Origin of the sequence: Mucilaginibacter terrenus, from assembly GCF_003432065.1 — a bacterium.
Lineage (GTDB): Bacteria > Bacteroidota > Bacteroidia > Sphingobacteriales > Sphingobacteriaceae > Mucilaginibacter > Mucilaginibacter terrenus.
This window is the reverse complement of the sequence record NZ_QWDE01000001.1, coordinates 547,188-566,847: the sequence shown is the minus strand read 5'-3', so window position 1 is coordinate 566,847 and position 19,660 is coordinate 547,188. Positions and strand designations below refer to the sequence as shown.

The window sequence follows — 19,660 nt, the reverse complement described above, 5'->3', positions numbered from 1 at the left end:
ATAAGGCACTACTCGCTTCTTAAACTTTTAACCGGGTTTGCGATGGCGGCTTTTATAGCGTGATAACTAATAGTTGCCACAGCAGTAATTACTGCAATCGTTCCCGCGGTAACAAACATCCACCAGGAGATATCTATTCTGTAAGCAAAGTTTTGTAGCCAGCTATGCATGGCCCACCAGGCCACAGGTGAAGCTAAAACTACCGATAGGATAACAAGCTTTACCAGGTCTGCTGAAAGCAGCGATGTAATAGTACTTACACTTGCACCGAGCACCTTACGTATGCTGATCTCTTTGCTACGCTGCTGTATGGTGAATGCCGTAAGACCAAATAAGCCCATTGCTGCAAGTGCAACAGTTATGTAGGTAAAAATGCTGAATATAGATGCCAGCCTGTCTTCTGCCTTGTATTGCTCGTTAAAGGCATCGTCCATGAAAGTGTAGCTAAACGGGGTTTCGCTGTCATATTTTTTATAGATGGACTGCAGACGTTCTAAAAGTGTGGGTAAATTGGTATTGGGTGTAATTTTTGCGAACAACTCACACCTTACCTTTGCCCAAACTTTTGTGGTATCAGGTGCTATGAATAATCCCAAAGGTTGAATAGCAGATTGCATGGAACTGAAGTTGAAGTTCTTCAGTACGCCGGTGACCTCAAATCTTTCCTCGCCTGACTCAATAAAGCTACCAACAGGGTTAGCCTTTAAATGCAACTCATTAATTGCTTGTTCATTTATTACCACCTTGTTTTTTCCCTTAAGCGCAGCTGGTGATATGGGTGGTATTTTCCACTTCAGGTTGAGGGTATTAACGTAATTCTCGTCGACTGTTAAATTTGCCAATGCTACACTCTCCTCCTTAGTCTTTCCGCTTATAAAAAGCATATCATACCCTTTAAACATAGCGTAGTGAGAAGTTGCAGTATTTGCAATTCCTGCTAATGATTGCACATCACGTTTAAATGCCGGGTAATTGCTGCCAAAACTATTAGTTACGGGTATCATCAGTACATTCTCGCGGTCCACACCGGTATCAGTATGCCTGAAAAAGTAAAGCTGCCGGTCGATTATTATTCCACATACAATTAAACCTACTGAAATAGCAAACTGAAAAGTAGTAAACACCTTGCGAACGGTTGCACCGCCGGTTTTCAGGCTCATTTTTCCTTTTAATGTATCAGCCGGTTTAAAGGCAGAAAGCACAAGCGAAGGGTATCCACCCGCTATTACAACAGTAACTACAAACAAAGCTGCTAGTAACGAAAGCACAAGGGGGCTGTACAGGAAACTGCTATCTATCTGTAGTTGCAAAACATTGGTGAACCAGGGCCTTAGGGCATAGCAGAGCACATAACCCAATATGAATGCTATAAGCGTAAATATTGCCGATTCTATATAAAATTGTATCGCAATGGTTTTTCTGCCAGCTCCGGATACCTTGCGTACCCCAACTTCTTTGGCACGCAGTGTAGAACGTGCTGTAGATAAACTCATGTAATTTACCAGTGCAAGCAACAAAATCAGCAGAGCTACCAGCGGGAATATCTTTAGGTATTTAGTATTTGATGAGTCTCCGAAATTACTTTTCAGGTGCATGTCCGGCAGTGCAGTCAAACTAAAGGTTAAGCCTTCAAAAACCTTGTTATTTTTGGCAAGTGTTTCAAGGCCTCTTTTTACACCGGCAGTATCACTAACATTTTTCAGCTTTAGATATACACCGTGAGATCCTGGTCCAACTGCCGAACCCTGAACCGCATTTTTGCCTTCTTTGATTATAGGCAGCGTTTGATTAGACACAATAAAGTTGTACTTAATAGAGGAGTTTGAGGGGCTGTTCTCCGCCACTCCTGTCACCTGGTAAGTGTAAGTGCTATCCGTCTTAATAGTGATGGTTTTACCTACCGGGTTCTCCTTTCCGAAATACTTGTTTGCCATATTCTTTGAGATCACCACAGAAAACGGCTTGATAAGCACATCCTTTTTGCTGCCCGCAAGAAGTTTGTAGGAGAAGAAATCAAAAAATCCGGCATCGGCAAACAGTAAATCCTGCTCAATTATCTTTTGTTGCGGTGACTGCGGCATAGTTACCACAAGCGGCTTATAGTAGAGCATCGTGCGCAGGTAACTTTCCACCCCAGGCTGAGTTTGTTGGGCAACAGGGCCGGTAGCATAGCTCATATAAGCTACGTTCATCTTATTACCACCCATATTAAGCGCGGCCTGCAAACCAAATATACGCTCGCCATCTTTCTGGAACCTGTCATAGGTCATTTCATGCGATACATACATCATTATGGTAATGCAAACACCCAGGCCAATAGCTAGTCCGCCGATATTAATAGCGCTGTACATTTTCTGCCTGATAATGTTTCTGAACGCGATTTTTATATAATTCTTTATCATGTTGTACTATTGACCGGGTTTACTTATTATGACAACTGGGGCACACCTGAGCTTACTCGCTTCTTAAACTTTTCACCGGGTTTGCTAATGCTGCCTTCATGGTGTTGAGGCTCACTACAACAAGTGTTAGCAACAGTATCAGTGCACCTACAGCGGCAAACAGCCAAATGCTGATGCTGATGTGGTAACTATACTTATCCAGCCAATCGCTCATGAACCACCAGGTAAGCGGCACGGCAATAAAAAACGCAATCGCTACCAGCTTCAGGAACTCTGTTGATATCAGCATCAGCAACTGCTGCACGGATGCGCCAAGAACCTTCCGTACCCCAATTTCGCGGAAACGTTTTTCTATGGTGAACGATGCCAACCCTGCCAGGCCAATACAGCAGATGAATATGGCGAGGCCAGCAAAAATGTTGGTGATACGACTAATCAGTTCTTCGGTTACGAACTTTTTGCCAAATTCCTGATCCATGAACTGGTACTCGAATATGCTCTGGGGGTCAAACTTTTTGAAGATACCTTCCATAGCCTCTACAGCCAGCTGAGGCTGAGCAGTGCCCTTGAGGCGTATATTAATCACGTTTGTATTTTGCGGGTTGTAGTATACCATTAGCGGGTCAACCGGATCGAATGGAGATGCCATTACTATATTGTCTATTACCCCCGCAACAGTGTATTTTTTTGGACCGTAACGCATTACCATGCCTACAGGGTTCTTCAGATGCATGGCATCTACAGCCGCCTTATTGAGTAACATTACAGCCGAGTCGCCCGGCATTGCATTAAAGTCGCGGCCCTGTAGTACTTTAGTTCCCACCGTTTTGGTAAAGTCCGCATCTACAGACATCCCGGCGAATATTATACTGGCATCGGCCGGTTTTCCATCGTAATCGGGTGATGGGGATTTCCACCAGATCTCCGTCATTGGTGAGAACGTACGGGTTACTGAACTGATCATGCCTGTATTTAACAGCTCTTGTTTAATAGCAGCGTAGTTTTTGCTCACATCGCCCGAAGAAGGTACCGTAATAAGATTATTAGGATCGTATCCTATTTTGCGGTCTTTAATGTGCTGAATTTGCTGGTAAACGATAATGGTTGCGGAAATTAGCAGTATAGACATCACGAATTGCCCAACCACCAGTATACGCCGTGGCAGCACAGCGCTTTTACCCGCAGCGAACGTTCCTTTCAATACTTTAACAGGATTAAACGACGACAGGTATAAGGCCGGATAACTGCCTGCAACAACACCGGTGAACAGGATGATCAGCAGTGCACCGATAAGGAAGTAAGGCTCGAACAAACTTAAATGAAGCTGTTTATTAACCAACGTATTAAACGACGGCATAAGCAGGAACACGAAACCTATAGCCAACACAAATGCAATAAGCGCTAATATAATAGACTCGAAAAAGAATTGCGTGATAAGCTGCTTTTTGTCGGACCCCAGGGTTTTCCTTATACCAACTTCCTTAGCACGTTTTTCTGAACGCGCGGTGCTCAGGTTCATAAAGTTGACGCAAGCGATCAGCAATATAATAATAGCTATAACAGTAAATAACCGCACATACTCTATCATCCCCCCTACGTTTTTGCCATCTTTAAACTCGCTGTACAAATGCCACTTGCTCATCGGGAATGTGAAGTAGGTACTAATCTGATCGTGTACGTCGTGTTGATGTTTAACGTCATTAATATATTTGTCAACCGCAGATATGTCAGCACCTGGGGTGGTTTGTACAAAAACACTCCATGATGAGTTTGTCCATTCCTTCATTTGATCTTGTGCCTGTTTTGATGAAAAATCATAAGGCAGGATGAAATCAAACTTGAAAGTGGAGTTTGTGGGCATATCTGCTACAACAGCAACTACTGTGTGATTTTCCTGGTTATCCAGTTTAATCACCTTACCTATAGGATCATCGCTCCCAAAAAATGCTTTTGCTGCAGCTTCGGTTATCACCATTGCTTTAGGGTCGCTTAACGAAGTTGCCTTGTTACCTTTAATGAATTTGTAGGTGAATACATTAAAGAATTGATCGCTTACCTGGTATAAATCTTTTTTAAGCTTGGTGTTGTTGTATTGTGCCAGGTGTGATTCCTGGTGTGAGGTTACCACCGTTTTTAAGATCTGCGGATTACCGTTCTCCAGCGCTTTAGCCAGCGGGAACACCATGTTAGGATCTGTAAAAACATTGTTCTTAAAATCCCGTGTGGCCATCACCTGATGAATGTTGTTGTAGTTCTCGTTCGCTTTGTCAAACGAAAGTTCATCCTTTACCCATAAGAAGATGAAGATGGTGCACACCATGCCAATGGTTAAGCCCAAAATGTTGGTGGCGGAGAAACCTTTGTTCCTGATGAGGTTCCTCCAGGCTATTTTAAAATAGTTTTTAATCATGGTTAATTGCGATTTATGATGGTTGGTTTTTTTATTTGTGACGTCGAACGTTTAAATCAGGGTTACTCTTCCTTTAAACTCTTCACCGGGTTTGCCAATGCAGCTTTTACCGATTGTATGCTAATTGTTGTTAAAGCGATTGCTGTTGCTCCAAAGCCGGCTATCAGGAAAGCGCTCCAGCCAATGCTTATCTTATAAGCAAAGTCTTGCAGCCAGTGATTCATCGCGTACCATGCTATTGGTACGGCAATAAGTATGGCGATAGTGATAAGTACCATAAACTCTGTGGCCAGCAAGGCTATAATCCGGCTGATGCTAGCACCCAAAACCTTACGTATACCAATCTCGCGGGTTTTAACTTGCGCCGAGTACGTAGCTAAACCAAATAATCCGAGGCAGGAGATAACAATAGCTATAGCAGAAAATATGTTGAAGAGTTCGCTCTGCCGCTCATCATCGCTATATAGTTTTTTAACGCTATCATCAAGAAATGCGTAGTTAAAAGGTATACCGTTGCTGTGGTAAGTAGTCCACTGTTTTTGTGTGGCCTGCACGGCGCGTTGCGCATTTTTGTTGGTGGTTTTGATGTAAATTCTCCAGCAGCTTTCGGGCTTGTATTGAAAAACCATTGGCTCGATAGTTTGATGCAGGCTGGCGAAATGAAAATCTTTCACAACACCAATTATGGTTCCGTTAACTGTTTGGATACGCAGGCGTTTGCCAACTACAGGCTCGTGTAGGCCCATTTCTTTAACTGCGGTTTCGTTTACAAGGAAATGAGATGAATCTGCTACGGTACCTGTGAAACCAGCACCCTCTTTTATTTTAAGGTTAAAGAATTTAATAAAGTTCTCGTCTGCATGTAACTGGTTAAACCAAAGGTTGTCGCCCTTTGGTTTACCGTCCCAATCATTATCTCCTGTAGAGGGGCCACCGGTAAGTACGCTGCGGCTTGCGCGTGTTACTGCCGTAATGCTTGCATCTTTAAGCAACTCATTTTTGATGCTGTTAAAGTTACTGTGCATATCATCATTCATATTGAAGGTGAGCGTGTTTTCGCGGTTGTAGCCGAGATCTTTATTCAGCATAAAATTTAGCTGCCGCCCAATGATAATTGTGCCGATAATTAGTATTACCGATACGGAAAACTGTATCACCACCAGCACGCGGCGAAAAGCTACATTACCGATACTTGCTGAAATTTTGCCCTTAAGCGCCTTTAGCGGCTCAAATGACGACAGCAGCAAGGCGGGATATATACTGGAAGCCGCCAGTGTACCCGCCAGTGTGGCCGCAATACACAGCCAAACATTATAGTTTGATAAACTGAAGGTAATTTGCTTACCGCTAAAGCTGTTGAACTGCGGCAGCAGTAAATACATCAGGGCAAAGGCAAATACAGCGGCTATAATAAACAGCAAAGCTGTTTCGGCCATAAACTGCATGAATAACTGAAATTTGTTTGCGCCGATGATCTTACGCATGCTTACTTCCTTAGCACGCAGCATAGAACGAGCTGTTGACAGGTTCACGTAGTTGATACAAGCGATGACCAGTATCATTAAAGCTACAATAGCAAACGTGCGTACGGTAGAAAAACCGGCATCGCTGCCATCGGCTTTATACAGGTGCATGGCGGGCAGCTGCTGTGCAAGGTATGGCACCGGAGCATCTTCAGGCTTTTGGCGTTCATGTACTGCCTGCAGCCTCTTTTTTAGAAGTTCAACATTTGTATTAGGCTTTACAAGCAGGTAGGTCTGAAAAGCAAACTGGCTCCAGTCAGCATCCATAGTTGCTACCCGTGTTTTTCCATCGTAACTGGTGCTGTTCTTTATATAGGCGAAGTAATTATACCTTGCCATAGGTAATAACACATCAAATTTAAAGCTGGAGTTTTCAGGATAATCAGGAATGACACCGGTAACTTTTAAAAGTTCATCTTTACCGGCCGTTATCGTCTTCCCTACCGCATCCTCATCACCAAATAGTTTACGGGCCGTTTTTTGGGAGATCACCACTGAGTTGATATCCGGGAAAGGATTATTTTTATTTCCTTGGAGCAACGGAAAATCTAGCATACTGAAATATGATGGATCAGTAAAACATGCATTGTCTTCAACAAAAACCTTGTCCTTGTAGCTTAGGGGAGCCCCACCAAACGTACTAATGCGCATGGCGTCCTTTACCTCAGGTATCTCGTTTTTAGCAAATGGTGCTACCGGTGCTATGATGTTATTGAATATCTGTTTGCTTAAGCCTGTACCGGCTTCGATAGCCACTTTGTAAATGTTATCAGACTGCTTATTGAACCTGTCAAAGCTCAGCTCATCCTGCACCCACAGCAGCATAAACAAGCCGACTACCAACCCTACAGTTAGGCCGGTAACATTAATTGCGGCGTAGAACTTATTGCTAAGAATGTTGCGCCATGCTGTTTTGAAATAGTTACGTATCATAATACTTTGACTTTACAGGTTATTAATATCTTATTACTCACTCCTTAAACTTTTAACCGGGTTGCTGATGGCAGCCTTCACCGACTGGAAGCTTACTGTTATTACAGCTATCAAGATGGATGCCGCGCCAGCCAGCACAAATAGCCACCAGCTTATGGCTATTTTATAGGTATACCCTTGCAACCACCTGCTCATGCCATACCAGGCAAGCGGGGAGGCAATAGCAATGGAAATAATTACAAGCTTTAGGAAGTCTTTTGATAACAGCGCAGCTATACTGGCCGATGACGCGCCGAGCACCTTGCGTACACCAATCTCCTTAATACGGCTTTCGGCCATGTAGGCAGAAAGGCCAAATAAACCCATACACGAAATGATGATAGTTAGCGAGGAGAACAAACCGGCCAGTGTGCGGGTACGCTGCTCGTTAAAGAATTTGTCTTTGTACTCGGCATCTGTAAAGTAATATTCGTATGGATAATCAGGATTGTATTTCTTAAACACAGCTTCAGCCCTTTTTATTGCTTCGGCTGTACTGATGCTTGGGTTTAGCTTAAAATTGATAACGTTGAACCATCCCTTTGGCCCTTGTATAACCATTGGCTGTATGGGCTCATACGGTGATTCCATTATAAAATCTTTCACCACACCTACTACATGCCATACTTGGGGCTTAGCGGGGTCCGGCAGTGTGATGTTCTGACCAATCGCATCCTTAAAGCCCATTGCTTTTGCCGCGGTTTCGTTAATTAGCGCAGCAGTCGAGTCTGACGGGTAGCGGCTTACATCAATATCCCTGCCTTCTGCTATCTTTAGGCCCATGGTTTTTGTAAAGTCGCCTTCGGTGTTAAACATGCGCACTTCCAGCTTGGCCGATGGGTCTTTGCCCTGCCAGGTATAATCGTTGGTGCTGCTCCAGCTTTGTGTCATAGGGGCGCTGGTTTTTGTAACAGCCACAGCCGCGCCGCTGCTTATCAGCTCGGTTTTTATCGGCCCGTAGTTTTTGTCGGTTGTGCCGGTCATACTGGTATACACCAGGTTAGTATTACTGTAACCTAAATTGCGGCTTTGCGCAAAGTTTATCTGCCGTTGCACTATAATGGTGCAAATCACCATTACAATGGCAAAGGTAAACTGGACCACAACCAGTGCTTTACGCGGCGTGATCAAGGCGTTTGCCGATTTAAGTGAGCCCTTCAAAACGCTGACCGGTTTGAAAGAAGACAAAAAGAATGCAGGATAGCTGCCGGCCAAAACACCTGTAAAAACAACGAACGCCGTACAGGCGAGCCAGAACGCTGGTGCGCTGTAAGGTATAAACAGCTGCTTATTGGTTAGCACGTTAAATCCTGGAAGGCTGTAGTTAACTATACAGAGCGCAATGATGCCCGCTCCTGCTGAAATAAGTATCGATTCTATCAGGAACTGCAGCACGAGTGAACCCTTTAACGCGCCGGATACCTTGCGAATGCCAACCTCTTTGGCCCGTTTTTCACTGCGGGCGGTACTCAGGTTCATGAAATTAATACATGCAATAAGCAGTATAAAGCCGGCTATTATAGCAAAAAGTTTTACTGAATCAATGTTGCCGCCGCTTGGTACGCCGTTCTCAAACTTGGCATACAAGTGCCACTGCGATGCCGGGTAAAGGAAGGTTTCGGTATCCTTTCTTTCGACATGTGGGTTTACAATGTTTTTAATTTTGTTGTTGGCTGTTTGCAGCGAAACGCCCGGTTTCAGGAGTACATACGTAAAGCACGAGTTGTTGCCCCAGTTGTTATCATCCTTATTTATCTGTTTCAGGTAACTCCAGGGTAATAGATACTCAAAGCTAAACTTGGTATTGTTTGGCAGATCCTGCAGCACAGCGGTAACCTTAAAGCGGTCTACACTATCAATCCTTACTTCTTGACCTATTGCATTCTCTTTACCAAAAAGCTTTATAGCAAGTTTACGCGTGATAACGATGGTGTGCGGTTCTGTCAACGCGTTATTGCTGTTGCCATACAATGCCGGAAACGTAAATATATTAAGGAAGCCGTTATCGGTAAAGTTACCGTGTACGTTAAGGTGTTTTTCGCCCGAGCTAAGCAAAAAGTTGGCGTCATACGTTCGGGCGCTTTGTTCTATCTCCGGATGCTCGGCACGCAATTCTTCCGCCAGTGGTTTTGATGTTAGTGCCCAGGTATCAATCCTGCCGCCAAATGCCGACCGGTTGTAAACCTCGTATATGCGGTCGGCATTAACATGAAAACGATCAAAGCTTACCTCGTTCTGTATCCACAGCAATATCGACACGGCACTGGCCATACCCACCGCTAAACCGGTGATGTTGATCAAAGAAAAAGTCTTGTTCTTGATCAGATTACGAAAGCCGATCTTAAGGTAGTTGCGTAACATTTATCCTCCTAACTTCCTGTATCTACAGGATTGTTAATATTTAACTGGTAGCTGTCTTTAACTGTACAGGTTCACTATTCACTGCGTAAACTTTTCACTGGGTTGGCCAACGCGGCTTTAACTGCCTGGAAACTAACTGTAATTATAGATAGCAACGTTGTAACGAATGCCGCAGTTGCAAATACCCAGAAACTGATATTGACCCGGTAAGAATAACCTTGTAACCAGGTGTGCATGCCATACCAGGCTAATGGTGTCGCAATTATGAACGCTATGCCAACCAGCTTTAAGAAGTCTTGCGACAGCATAGAGGTTATGCCCGTAACCGTTGCCCCAAGTACTTTACGCACCCCAATTTCTTTAATGCGGTTTTGTGCCATATAAGTGGCGAGGCCAAACAAACCAAGGCAAGATATAAAGATGGTAAGGCCGGCAAAAAGCGTTGCTAAAACGCCGGTACGCTGCTCATCCTGGAACTTTTTGCTGTATTCTTCGTCAACAAAATGGTAATCGAACGGATATTCTGAATTGTATTTCTTGAATATGCCTTCTGCAAGTTTCAGGTTCTGGGCAGTGGTGTTCTTATCGTTAAGCTTGTAATGAACTACGTTAAACCAGGCTTTAGGTCCCTGTATCACCATTGCTTTTACCGGCTCGTAAGGAGATTGCAGGATGAAGTCTTTAACCACCCCAACTACAGTAAGCTTTGCGTTATTACTATTACGCACAATTTGTCCAACCGGGTTCTTGAATCCCATTACTTTAACAGCTGCCTGGTTAAGCATAATGGCCGATGAGTCTGAAGGATATTTATTGATGTCGATATCCCGGCCATCAACAATCTTGAGGCCCATGGTTTTGGTGAATTCACCGTCGGTGTTAAAAACGTTAAAATCAATCTTAGCGCCCTCTTGCTTACCGTCCCAGGTATAATCCCAGGTATCGCTCCAGCCCTCCGTCATGGGCGCGCTGGTTTTAGACACTGCAGAAGCTGCACCACTTGTTAGCAGTTCATTCTTAATGAGTGAGTAATTCTTCTCAATATTACCTGACATAAAGCTGTAAACAAGATTGTTCTTTTTGTAACCTGTATCGCGGTTCTGCGCATATTCCAGTTGCTCCCGAACAATTATAGTGGAGATGATAAGTACAATAGCAAAAGTGAATTGCGTAACAACCAATACTTTTCTCGGAGATAGCGCGGCATTGGCAGCTTTAAAGGTTCCTTTTAAAACCTTTACCGGTGCAAAGGAAGAAAGGTACAAGGCCGGGTAACTGCCCGATAATACACCTGTGAATACTATAAAAGCAATAAATATTAACCAAAATGTACCGCTCTGATAAGGTATAAACAATTGCTTTTCTGTAAGGTGATTAAAGCCCGACATGGAAAGCTGGATGACGATCAGCGCTAGTATGCCCGCGAAAAACGCGATCATGATAGACTCACCCAAAAACTGCGCGATAAGGCTGCTCTTACCTGCGCCGACTACCTTGCGGATACCCACCTCTTTAGCGCGCTTTTCGCTGCGAGCGGTGCTCAGGTTCATGAAGTTTATACAGGCTATTAACAATATAAAACCTGCTATAATGCTAAACAGGTTTACGGTCTCTATCCTGCCGCCCACTATTTTGCCGTTCTCAAATTTGGAATACAACCGCCATTTAAGGGCCGGGTGCATAAACACGTCAATATCTTTTATTTCGGAGTGTGAGCGGGTAATATTCTTTACAAGTTTGTTGGCGTAAGCTTCTGTTACACCTGGTTTAAGCATAGCCCATGTTTGTACAGAGTTATTCCCCCAGTTCTTATCTACAAACTTGTTGGTCTTCTCCAGGTATGACCACGGCATCAGGTACTCAAAATCAAAACGTGTGTTGTTGGGCAGGTCTTTCATTACGCCTGTTACCGTAAAGTAATCAACGCTGTCTATTTTGATGGTTTTGCCCATGGCGTCTTCATCACCAAACAACTTTTTTGCTGTTTTCTCGGTGATAACAACACTTTTCATATCGTTAAGCGCGGTTTTAGGATTACCCTTAACTAATGGAAAGCTGAACATGGTCAGGAAGTCCGGATCAGTAAAGTTACCGGGGAGATTCAGGTGCTTATTGCCGATAGTGAAAAGAAAATTGGCATTAGTGGTGCGCGCAGCTTGTTCTACCTGCGGATACTCCTGTTTCAAGGTTTTCATCATCACTTTAGGCGTAGTACCCCAGCACCAAAGTTTACCATCAAAAACCGACCTGTTGTACATCTGGTAAAGGCGATCTTTATTATCGTGGAAACGATCGTAACTCACCTCGTTTTGTACCCAGAACAATATTAGTGCAGCGCTGGCCATGCCAACTGCCAGTCCGGCAATATTAATTGCTGTAAAACCTTTGCTCTTTAACAGGTTACGCCAGGTTATTTTCAAGTAATTCTTAAACATATTCGCTGTTTTTTTCAATAAGCAGGCTAATCTCAAGCCAACCCTGCCGCCAATTAGGTTGGCGGCAGGTATAGCCGGAGGCACACACTAAACTATATATTAACTGAAGGTCTTTGTCTTGTATATACTTACACCATAATGTTCTCCATTACGGTTTGGCCGTCTAACAGCCTGATAATGCGGTGGCTGTAACGGGCGTCATGCTCAGAGTGGGTTACCATTATAATGGTTGTACCCTGTTCGTTAAGGTCGGTCAGTAACTCCATTACATCGTTACCATTGCTGCTATCCAGGTTACCGGTAGGCTCATCCGCAAGTATTAATTTGGGCTTGTTTACAACGGCACGCGCAATTGCAACACGCTGCTGCTGACCGCCCGATAATTGCTGCGGGTAGTGGTTGCGGCGGTGCATGATCTGCATTTTATCTAACACTTCTTCCACCCTTTTTACGCGGTCGGCACTGCTTACACCGGTGTATATCAGCGGGAGCTCAACGTTCTCAAATACGGTAAGCTCGTCAATAAGGTTAAAGCTTTGGAATACAAATCCAATATTGTGCTTGCGCAGGTCGGCACGTTTGCGCTCATTAAAGTGGGCTATCTCGGTACCGTTGAACACGTAGCTGCCCGCATCCGGATCATCAAGCATGCCTAAAATGTTCAGCAGGGTTGATTTGCCGCAGCCCGAAGGCCCCATTATAGCAACAAACTCCCCGGTGTTAACTTCCATCGACAGCTTGTTTAACGCGATGGTCTCTACCTCTTCAGTACGGTAGAACTTCTCAAGATTAGTAATTTTTATCATTTGGCCTCCTTTAAAGCTCCCAGCCTTTCGGCTTAGGAGCTTGTTTTGATTTAATTGTGATTTGTATATTTTAATTTTTAACTATCTATTTACTGCGCCCATCTCCTGTTCCCCCTTTAGGGGCTAGGGGTTGTCCCCCCCTTCAGGGGGTTAGGGGGACTACTTCTTTAGCACCAGTTCCTGTATGTCCCCGTAGTTCTCGTAGCTGGATGTAATAACCTTGTCGCCGGGTTGCAAACCATTTGTCAGCTCATAATAGTCGGGGCTTTGGCGGTTTATCTGTATGTCTACCCTGTAGGCTGTTTTACCATCTTCACTTACTTTAAATATCCAGTTACCGCCGGTTTGCTGGTAAAAGCCACCTTTTGGTAATAGCAATGCTTTGGTTGGGTCGCTCAGAGCAAGTCTAATCTGTAAGGTTTGCCCTTTGCGGATGCCCTTTGGCACCTGGCCAACAAACTGCATATCTACCTGGAAACGGCCGTTAGTAACCTGCGTATACACCTTTTTGATAACAAGATTATACGTCTTATCAGCAAATTGAAAGTCTCCTTTTAGGCCTGTGTAAATACGTGATAAGTAATGCTCTTCTACATCTACCCTTACCTTAAATCCGCTTTGCGCGTCAATCTGGCCCAGGTGCTCGCCCTTATTCTTGTTCTGGCCAACTTCGGCATCCATTGATGTTAACTGCCCGTCTATAGGTGCACGCACGGTAAGGTCGGCTACTTTTTTGCGCATTAACTCCAGTGTGCTTTTCATGTGCGCGTATTGCTCACGGGCCTGCACACCCTCCTGCTTAGTAAGACTGGTGTCTTGTTTTAATATTTGGGTGGTAAGCTTTTTACGCCTAACCTGGTAATTGTAGTTGTTTTCGGCAGCCTTAAATTCCTGCAGGCCTATGGCTTTCTGATCTAATAGTTTTTTGTCCAGCATGTACACGCGTTCGGCTTCTTTAAAAGCGTTGTCTACATCGGCCATTTGGTTAAGCTTGGTAACTGTATTTTGCTGTGCAGCGTTGTGCGATATCTGCATTTGTGTTTGTGCCGCGTAAACTGCTGTCTCTTGGTTAGCCAGGTTCAGTTCAAGATCGGTGTTTGCCAGCTTTATAATCGGATCACCTTTTTTCAGGTTGGCGCCGTCTTCAACATACTTTTCCTCAACACGGCCACCTTCAACAGCATCAAGGTAAATAGTGGTTAGCGGCATAACTACACCATTAACCGGTATATTCTCCTGAAAATCGCCCTTCTTTATTTCACTAATAGTAATGCGCTCCAGATCAACGTTTAGCTTGCTTTTTCCGGAGGTGAACATCACGCTGCCGGCAACCAGTAATACCACACCTGCTACACCTGCTATGGTCATCAGGCGCTTATTACTCCATTTCTTTTTTTGTATAACTCTGTCCACTGTATTTATCTATGTTTGGTATACCTATACAAAATCACATGCCACAAATTAAATTGCTGTATTTCAGTTAATTAAACCATATTATCGTATTTTCACCGTACGCTATTGTTACATCATGTGTTCGGTATTGATACAATGGTAAAAACGTGTGTAGATAAGGCTATTTATGATGTACAACTGATTATCAAACACATAGCTATTATAATATAAATGGTATGATATTTAGCGATCAAATATTAAATTGCAGGGTATTTTTATACACTAAACCACGACCCATTACACCAGATGATATTAAAGAAAGCTACCGTTTTAATTGTTGATGACGATCCGGATGTGTTAACGGCTGTTAAATTACTGCTGAAACCGGAAACACAGGAAATAATTACCGAAAAAAATCCTGAAAACCTGAACTGGCTGCTGCAACGTAATCAGGTAGATTTGGTGTTGCTGGACATGAACTTTAATAGCGCCATTAACACCGGCAATGAAGGCATTTACTGGCTGCGCAAAATAAAAGAATGGAAGCCGAATGTCTGCGTGATCATGATAACCGCTTACGGTGATATTGACCTGGCGGTGCGTTCGCTAAAAGAAGGTGCTAACGATTTTGTAGTAAAGCCATGGCACAACGAGAAACTGATAGAAACCATTAAAGACCTACTTGATAAAAAAGAAGGCAGCAGCAAAAGCAGCAGGCCATCTGCAAAAGGTGGTGCCGGGCAAACCAATATTCTCGGCGAATCTGAAGTGATGGAAGATATCTTTCATAAAGTGAACAAGATTGCTCCTACAGATGCTAATATTTTGATACTAGGCGAAAACGGCACCGGTAAGGACCTGATGGCAAAAGCTATACACGAGCGGTCATTACGCGCAGATAAGCCATTTGTAAAGGTGGACGTAGGCGCACTTACAGACAGCTTATTCGAGAGTGAGCTGTTTGGTCATAAGAAAGGTGCTTATACCGATGCCCGTGAAGACCGCATGGGCCGCTTTGAGGAAGCGCACGGCGGCACCCTGTTCCTGGACGAAATTGGCAACATCAGCCTGCAGCAGCAAGCCAAACTGCTCACCATATTACAAAACCGGCAAGTGACCCGTCTGGGTACCAACAAAGCAGTAGATGTAGACATCCGGCTGATATGCGCTACCAACGTTCCGCTGAGCGAACTGGCGAATGAAAACCGTTTCCGTAAGGATTTGATCTATCGTATAAACACCGTAGAAATTAACATGCCGCCATTGCGTTGCCGCGCCGAAGACATTGTGTTGCTGGCAAGGCACTTTGCAAAGATGTACGCGGGTAAGTACCTAAAGCCGAGTATGGATTTTGATAATACCGCGGTACAAAAGCTAAAATCATACAACTTCCCGGGTAACGTGCGCGAGCTGCAGTACACCATAGAACGTGCTGTGATTATGGCCGACGATCATGTACTCCGTGCCGATGACCTCATCTTCTCTATACTGGAAGCACCCGGAGAGCAAACTACGGAGAACGACAGCAATATCCCGCTGAGCGCTATGGAAAAAAATGCCATTCTCCGCGTGATAGAAAAACATAACGGCAACATCACCCGTGCCGCTAAAGAACTTGGTTTAACACGTACGGCACTTTACCGCCGCCTGAGCAAGTATGACATTTAACCGTTACGAATGGCGGCTGCTGCTGCGCATATTTCTGCTGTTTATTGCGATAACTGCCACATCTATTGTGGTAGTAGAGGAACGTTACATGTACGGTGTTATTACCGTTCCGCTGGTGATTTATTCTGTGTTGGACCTTATCCGATTTCAGAGGAAGGCCATGGACGAGGTAGACCAGTTTGTTGAATCTATCCACTACCGCGACTTCAGCCGGCACTTTGATGTCCGCCGCGCGCCAAATGAATTGAAGCCGCTGCGAAAAGGTTTTAACGAGATCAACAGCACCTTTAAGCTCATCAGCCGCGAACGCGAAACCCAATACCACTACCTGCAAAAGATACTGGAGCTGGTGGATACCGGCCTGCTCTCCTTCGAACTGGAAACCGGCGAAACCGGCTGGATAAACGAGGCCTTTAAGAACCTCATCGGCGTACCGTATCTGAAAACCATCCATTCGCTCGAAAAACGCGAACCTTTACTTTATGCCGACCTTATGCAACTAAAGCCGGGTGAAGCAAAGGTTATGGCCATCACCCGCAACCAGCAGCAGGTAAAAATGCTGGTAAGTGCCAGCATCATGCGCAGCGACGGCAAAATGTACAAGCTGGTCGCTTTCCAGAACGTAAGCGAGGCGCTGGATGAAACGGAATCAAAAGCGTGGTCGAAACTGCTGAACGTAATGACGCATGAGATCATGAACTCTGTTGCACCGATATCATCTCTTGCAGATACACTGAAGAACCGCCTGAAAAGCCCGGACATTACCGAAAACCTGCACAATGTAGACCTGGAGGATATTGAGCTTGGCGTTGACACTATTAAACGCCGGAGCGAAGGTCTACTCAAATTTACTGAAAGCTACCGCAGCCTCAACAAGATCACAAAGCTTGACCTTGATAAGATGCTGGTGCGCGATATGTTCGAGAACCTGAACAGCCTCATGACACCAACGCTCGAAAAGAAGAACATCGAGCTGGACATCATCCTGCGCGACCCGGCTCTTGCCATTGAGGCCGACGTTAATCTGCTTGACCAGGTAATGATAAACCTGCTGGTGAACGCCATTGAAGCAGTAAAGGACCGCCCCGAACCGCAGATAACTCTGTCTGCTGAGTTGGCCAACAATAAACTGGTGGTAAAAGTAATAGATAACGGTGTGGGCATGCCGCCCGAGTTGCTGGACAAGATCTTTATCCCATTCTTCAGTACGCGTAAAACCGGCAGCGGTATCGGCCTTAGCCTCTGTAAGCAAATTATGCTGCTGCATAAGGGCAATATACAGGTGCAGTCTACCGAGGGTAAAGGCTCTGCATTTATCCTTACACTCAACCCGCCTGCGCCCAAGGCTGATGCAGCTGTTGTTAATGAGGCAAAACAAGCAGTAAGCCAGGCAACTTAGAATTCAACTTTTACTTGCCTTAACCAGAAAATAAGTGCAGTGCTTTTTGTAAGATAACGCCGATTTAAAAACGGTATTGTGTTTAAAAATTTATAGTTAAAAACTTCATTATTATTGCTTTGCTGAACATATTTTTGGTTTTAAACCAATTAAATAATCACGTATGAGCAAGTCTATTGAAACGCAACATGACTCAAAACCACAACAATTTTTCCATGGCACTAAGGCCCAGCTGAAGAAGGGCGATCTTATTTCAGCAGGCTTTAATTCCAATTACGGCAAGCAGAAGAAGGCTCTATTTGTCTACCTGTCTGCTACTTTAGATGCTGCTATCTGGGGAGCCGAACTTGCATTAGGCGACGCACCGGAAAGGATTTACGTAGTAGAGCCAACGGGACCTATTGAGGATGATCCCAACCTTACAGACAAGAAATTTCCGGGAAACCCAACCAAGTCTTACCGTACCCGGGAGCCGCTTTTGATCGTTGACGAAATAAAGCATTGGCAAGGGCACTCCCATGAACAGCTTACAACAATGAAACAGAATATTGCGCGCCTTAAGGAACTCGGCATCGAGGCCATTGAGGATTGATAATATTATAACATCAATAACGAGTCCCAGGTGTCAAAGTAAAGTACTCAAGCCGGCCCTGAACTTGTCTTGGTTGATTAATATTCTTACCTTACAGTATCAAATGCATCATCATGAAAAAAGCGATCTTCATTTTCACCGCTATTATTTTCACAGGCATAACCAACAGTTTCGCGCAGACTACACCCGCAATGCCCGCATCAGAAACCGTATTAAAAGAAGCTTATACCAAAGCTGCTAAAGAGAATAAGAAGGTGATGCTGATATTTCACGCCTCATGGTGCGGGTGGTGCAAAAAGATGGAAGCATCGCTGGCTGATCCAACTGTTAAAAAGAGCATAGACGACAATTATGTGATAGCAACGCTGGATGTACAGGAGCAACCCGCCAAAAAGAACCTGGAGAACCCGGGGGCCATGGAGGTTATGACCAAACTTAAAGGTGATAAAGCCGGCTTGCCATTCTGGGTTGTACTTGACCCGAAAGGAACCGTACTGGCTGACAGTCAGGTGAGGCCTGCCGGCGCATCATTAAACACCTATGGCGAAAACGTTGGCTGCCCGGCCAGTGACAGCGAAGTAGCCTTTTTCACCAATATACTTAAAGCCACCTCAAAAATAAACGATGAGCAGCTCGCCCTTATCAGCAAGCGCTTCGCTATGAACAGGCCTGCTCCCGCCCCGGCGAAAACGGCTGCAGTTCCGGCAGGTACCAATTAACAGGTTTTTATATGTTGCAAATTGTTAGTTTGGAGAGCACCTAAGCCTATCCAGCCAGTCTATGCGTGCTCGAACGCCGGATTTTATTATGATTGTAGAAATTGTTTATAAATGCATTCACAACACCAAAATTTCGAAGAGTTTAAAGACCAATGTCTAGACGATCTAATGTCTTTACAGCCCGAATTTATGAAGTTGTATGACATAGATACTTATGAAGAATGGTTTTATGACCACAGCATTGGTGCTTTCCATTTTAAATCAAGCGACGGTAGAAATTTGTTTTTCAAATATGTTGATGTTGGTTCGTTTTCTACAAAAACGGACACATGGAATTGGGGTTGGGCGAACACGAGTACGCCAAAACACGTTAGCAGGCCTCTTGAGAAAGTAAGACAAATCGGATCAATAAATAATTTTGAAGAATTAACATCCGGTTTATACAAGGGAGATGAATTTACCGGGTGGGCAATGACGGCAATTTCAGCTAATTTATTAAACGCTATAGGCTCTTACCGCATCCCTCACAAACATCTTTTTGTTTACTTTATTTTCACTAACGAACTTACGCTGGAAGAGTATAACCAATTGAAAGATAAATATGTGGATTGCGCCAGTCATATAGCAGACCGTACTGCTTTTGTTTGTCAGCATTTACTTAATGAAAAATCCATTGGTTTTAACGAGCCTTTCGAAACAGACCCTTCAATTGAAAATAATGACGATTGCCAAGCATGGTGCGACGAATGTGAAAAGGTTAGACTTAAGGAGGGCGAATGGACAGATAATGCGGTTGTTTTTGCAAATATTAAGGTAGTTTGCAATCAGTGCTATTTCGATATTAAGGAAAAGAAGTTGAAGGCATAAGAATGAACAAGCTAGATATAAGATCTCTTACAGTACTCCGTTTAATACAGAATTATTTGCATGCAAAGCTTAATTCAATCATAAGATTTGCTAATCACATACAAGCCTAGCCTA

12 protein-coding genes are annotated in these 19,660 nt (G+C 44.2%); 5 read left to right on the top strand and 7 right to left on the bottom strand.

The features are described 5' to 3' along the window. Positions 1–8: 8 nt before the first annotated feature. The 7 genes from DYU05_RS02330 to DYU05_RS02300 all read right to left on the bottom strand — a co-directional run bounded on the left by DYU05_RS02330 (position 9) and on the right by DYU05_RS02300 (position 14,322). Entirely contained in the window at positions 9–2,402 is a 2,394-nt protein-coding gene (locus DYU05_RS02330) for an ABC transporter permease (RefSeq protein WP_117381365.1), read from the bottom strand. A gap of 52 nt (positions 2,403–2,454) precedes the next feature. After that, positions 2,455–4,812, bottom strand: coding sequence for an ABC transporter permease (locus DYU05_RS02325; protein ID WP_117381364.1), 2,358 nt, complete (start codon positions 4,810–4,812; stop codon positions 2,455–2,457). A 62-nt stretch (positions 4,813–4,874) separates the two neighbouring features. Next, the gene (locus tag DYU05_RS02320) at positions 4,875–7,268 is read right to left on the bottom strand and encodes an ABC transporter permease (protein WP_117381363.1); all 2,394 of its coding nucleotides are present in this window, start codon (positions 7,266–7,268) and stop codon (positions 4,875–4,877) included. 33 nt (positions 7,269–7,301) lie between these two features. Continuing rightward, positions 7,302–9,668 (bottom strand): ABC transporter permease, encoded by a 2,367-nt coding sequence (locus DYU05_RS02315; protein ID WP_117381362.1) that lies wholly within the window; start codon positions 9,666–9,668, stop codon positions 7,302–7,304. A gap of 74 nt (positions 9,669–9,742) precedes the next feature. Further along, positions 9,743–12,103 (bottom strand): ABC transporter permease, encoded by a 2,361-nt coding sequence (locus DYU05_RS02310; protein WP_117382924.1) that lies wholly within the window; start codon positions 12,101–12,103, stop codon positions 9,743–9,745. Positions 12,104–12,231: 128 nt separating this feature from the next. Beyond that, positions 12,232–12,909, bottom strand: a complete 678-nt coding sequence (locus DYU05_RS02305; protein ID WP_117381361.1) for an ABC transporter ATP-binding protein — start codon at positions 12,907–12,909, stop codon at positions 12,232–12,234. A 159-nt stretch (positions 12,910–13,068) separates the two neighbouring features. Beyond that, on the bottom strand, positions 13,069–14,322 hold the full coding sequence (locus DYU05_RS02300) for an efflux RND transporter periplasmic adaptor subunit (RefSeq protein WP_117381360.1): 1,254 nt from the start codon (positions 14,320–14,322) through the stop codon (positions 13,069–13,071). 285 nt (positions 14,323–14,607) lie between these two features. On the opposite strand from DYU05_RS02300, the gene DYU05_RS02295 reads away from it, so the two are divergent. The 5 genes from DYU05_RS02295 (at position 14,608) to DYU05_RS02275 (ending at position 19,546) form a co-directional block, all read left to right on the top strand. After that, positions 14,608–15,969 carry a sigma-54-dependent transcriptional regulator gene (locus DYU05_RS02295; RefSeq protein WP_117381359.1) on the top strand — a complete coding sequence of 454 codons (1,362 nt, stop codon included), beginning with the start codon at positions 14,608–14,610 and terminating at the stop codon, positions 15,967–15,969. Then, positions 15,959–17,368, top strand: a complete 1,410-nt coding sequence (locus tag DYU05_RS02290) for a sensor histidine kinase (protein ID WP_117381358.1) — start codon at positions 15,959–15,961, stop codon at positions 17,366–17,368. The genes DYU05_RS02295 and DYU05_RS02290 overlap by 11 nt, the downstream gene beginning before the upstream one ends. A 163-nt stretch (positions 17,369–17,531) precedes the next feature. Further along, positions 17,532–17,960, top strand: coding sequence for an NAD(+)--rifampin ADP-ribosyltransferase (arr, locus tag DYU05_RS02285; protein WP_117381357.1), 429 nt, complete (start codon positions 17,532–17,534; stop codon positions 17,958–17,960). Between the two features lie 113 nt (positions 17,961–18,073). Continuing rightward, positions 18,074–18,679, top strand: a complete 606-nt coding sequence (locus DYU05_RS02280) for a thioredoxin family protein (protein ID WP_117381356.1) — start codon at positions 18,074–18,076, stop codon at positions 18,677–18,679. 111 nt (positions 18,680–18,790) lie between these two features. Next, positions 18,791–19,546: a DUF6882 domain-containing protein gene (locus tag DYU05_RS02275; protein ID WP_117381355.1), complete on the top strand. Its 756-nt coding sequence runs from the start codon at positions 18,791–18,793 to the stop codon at positions 19,544–19,546. Positions 19,547–19,660: the final 114 nt, after the last annotated feature.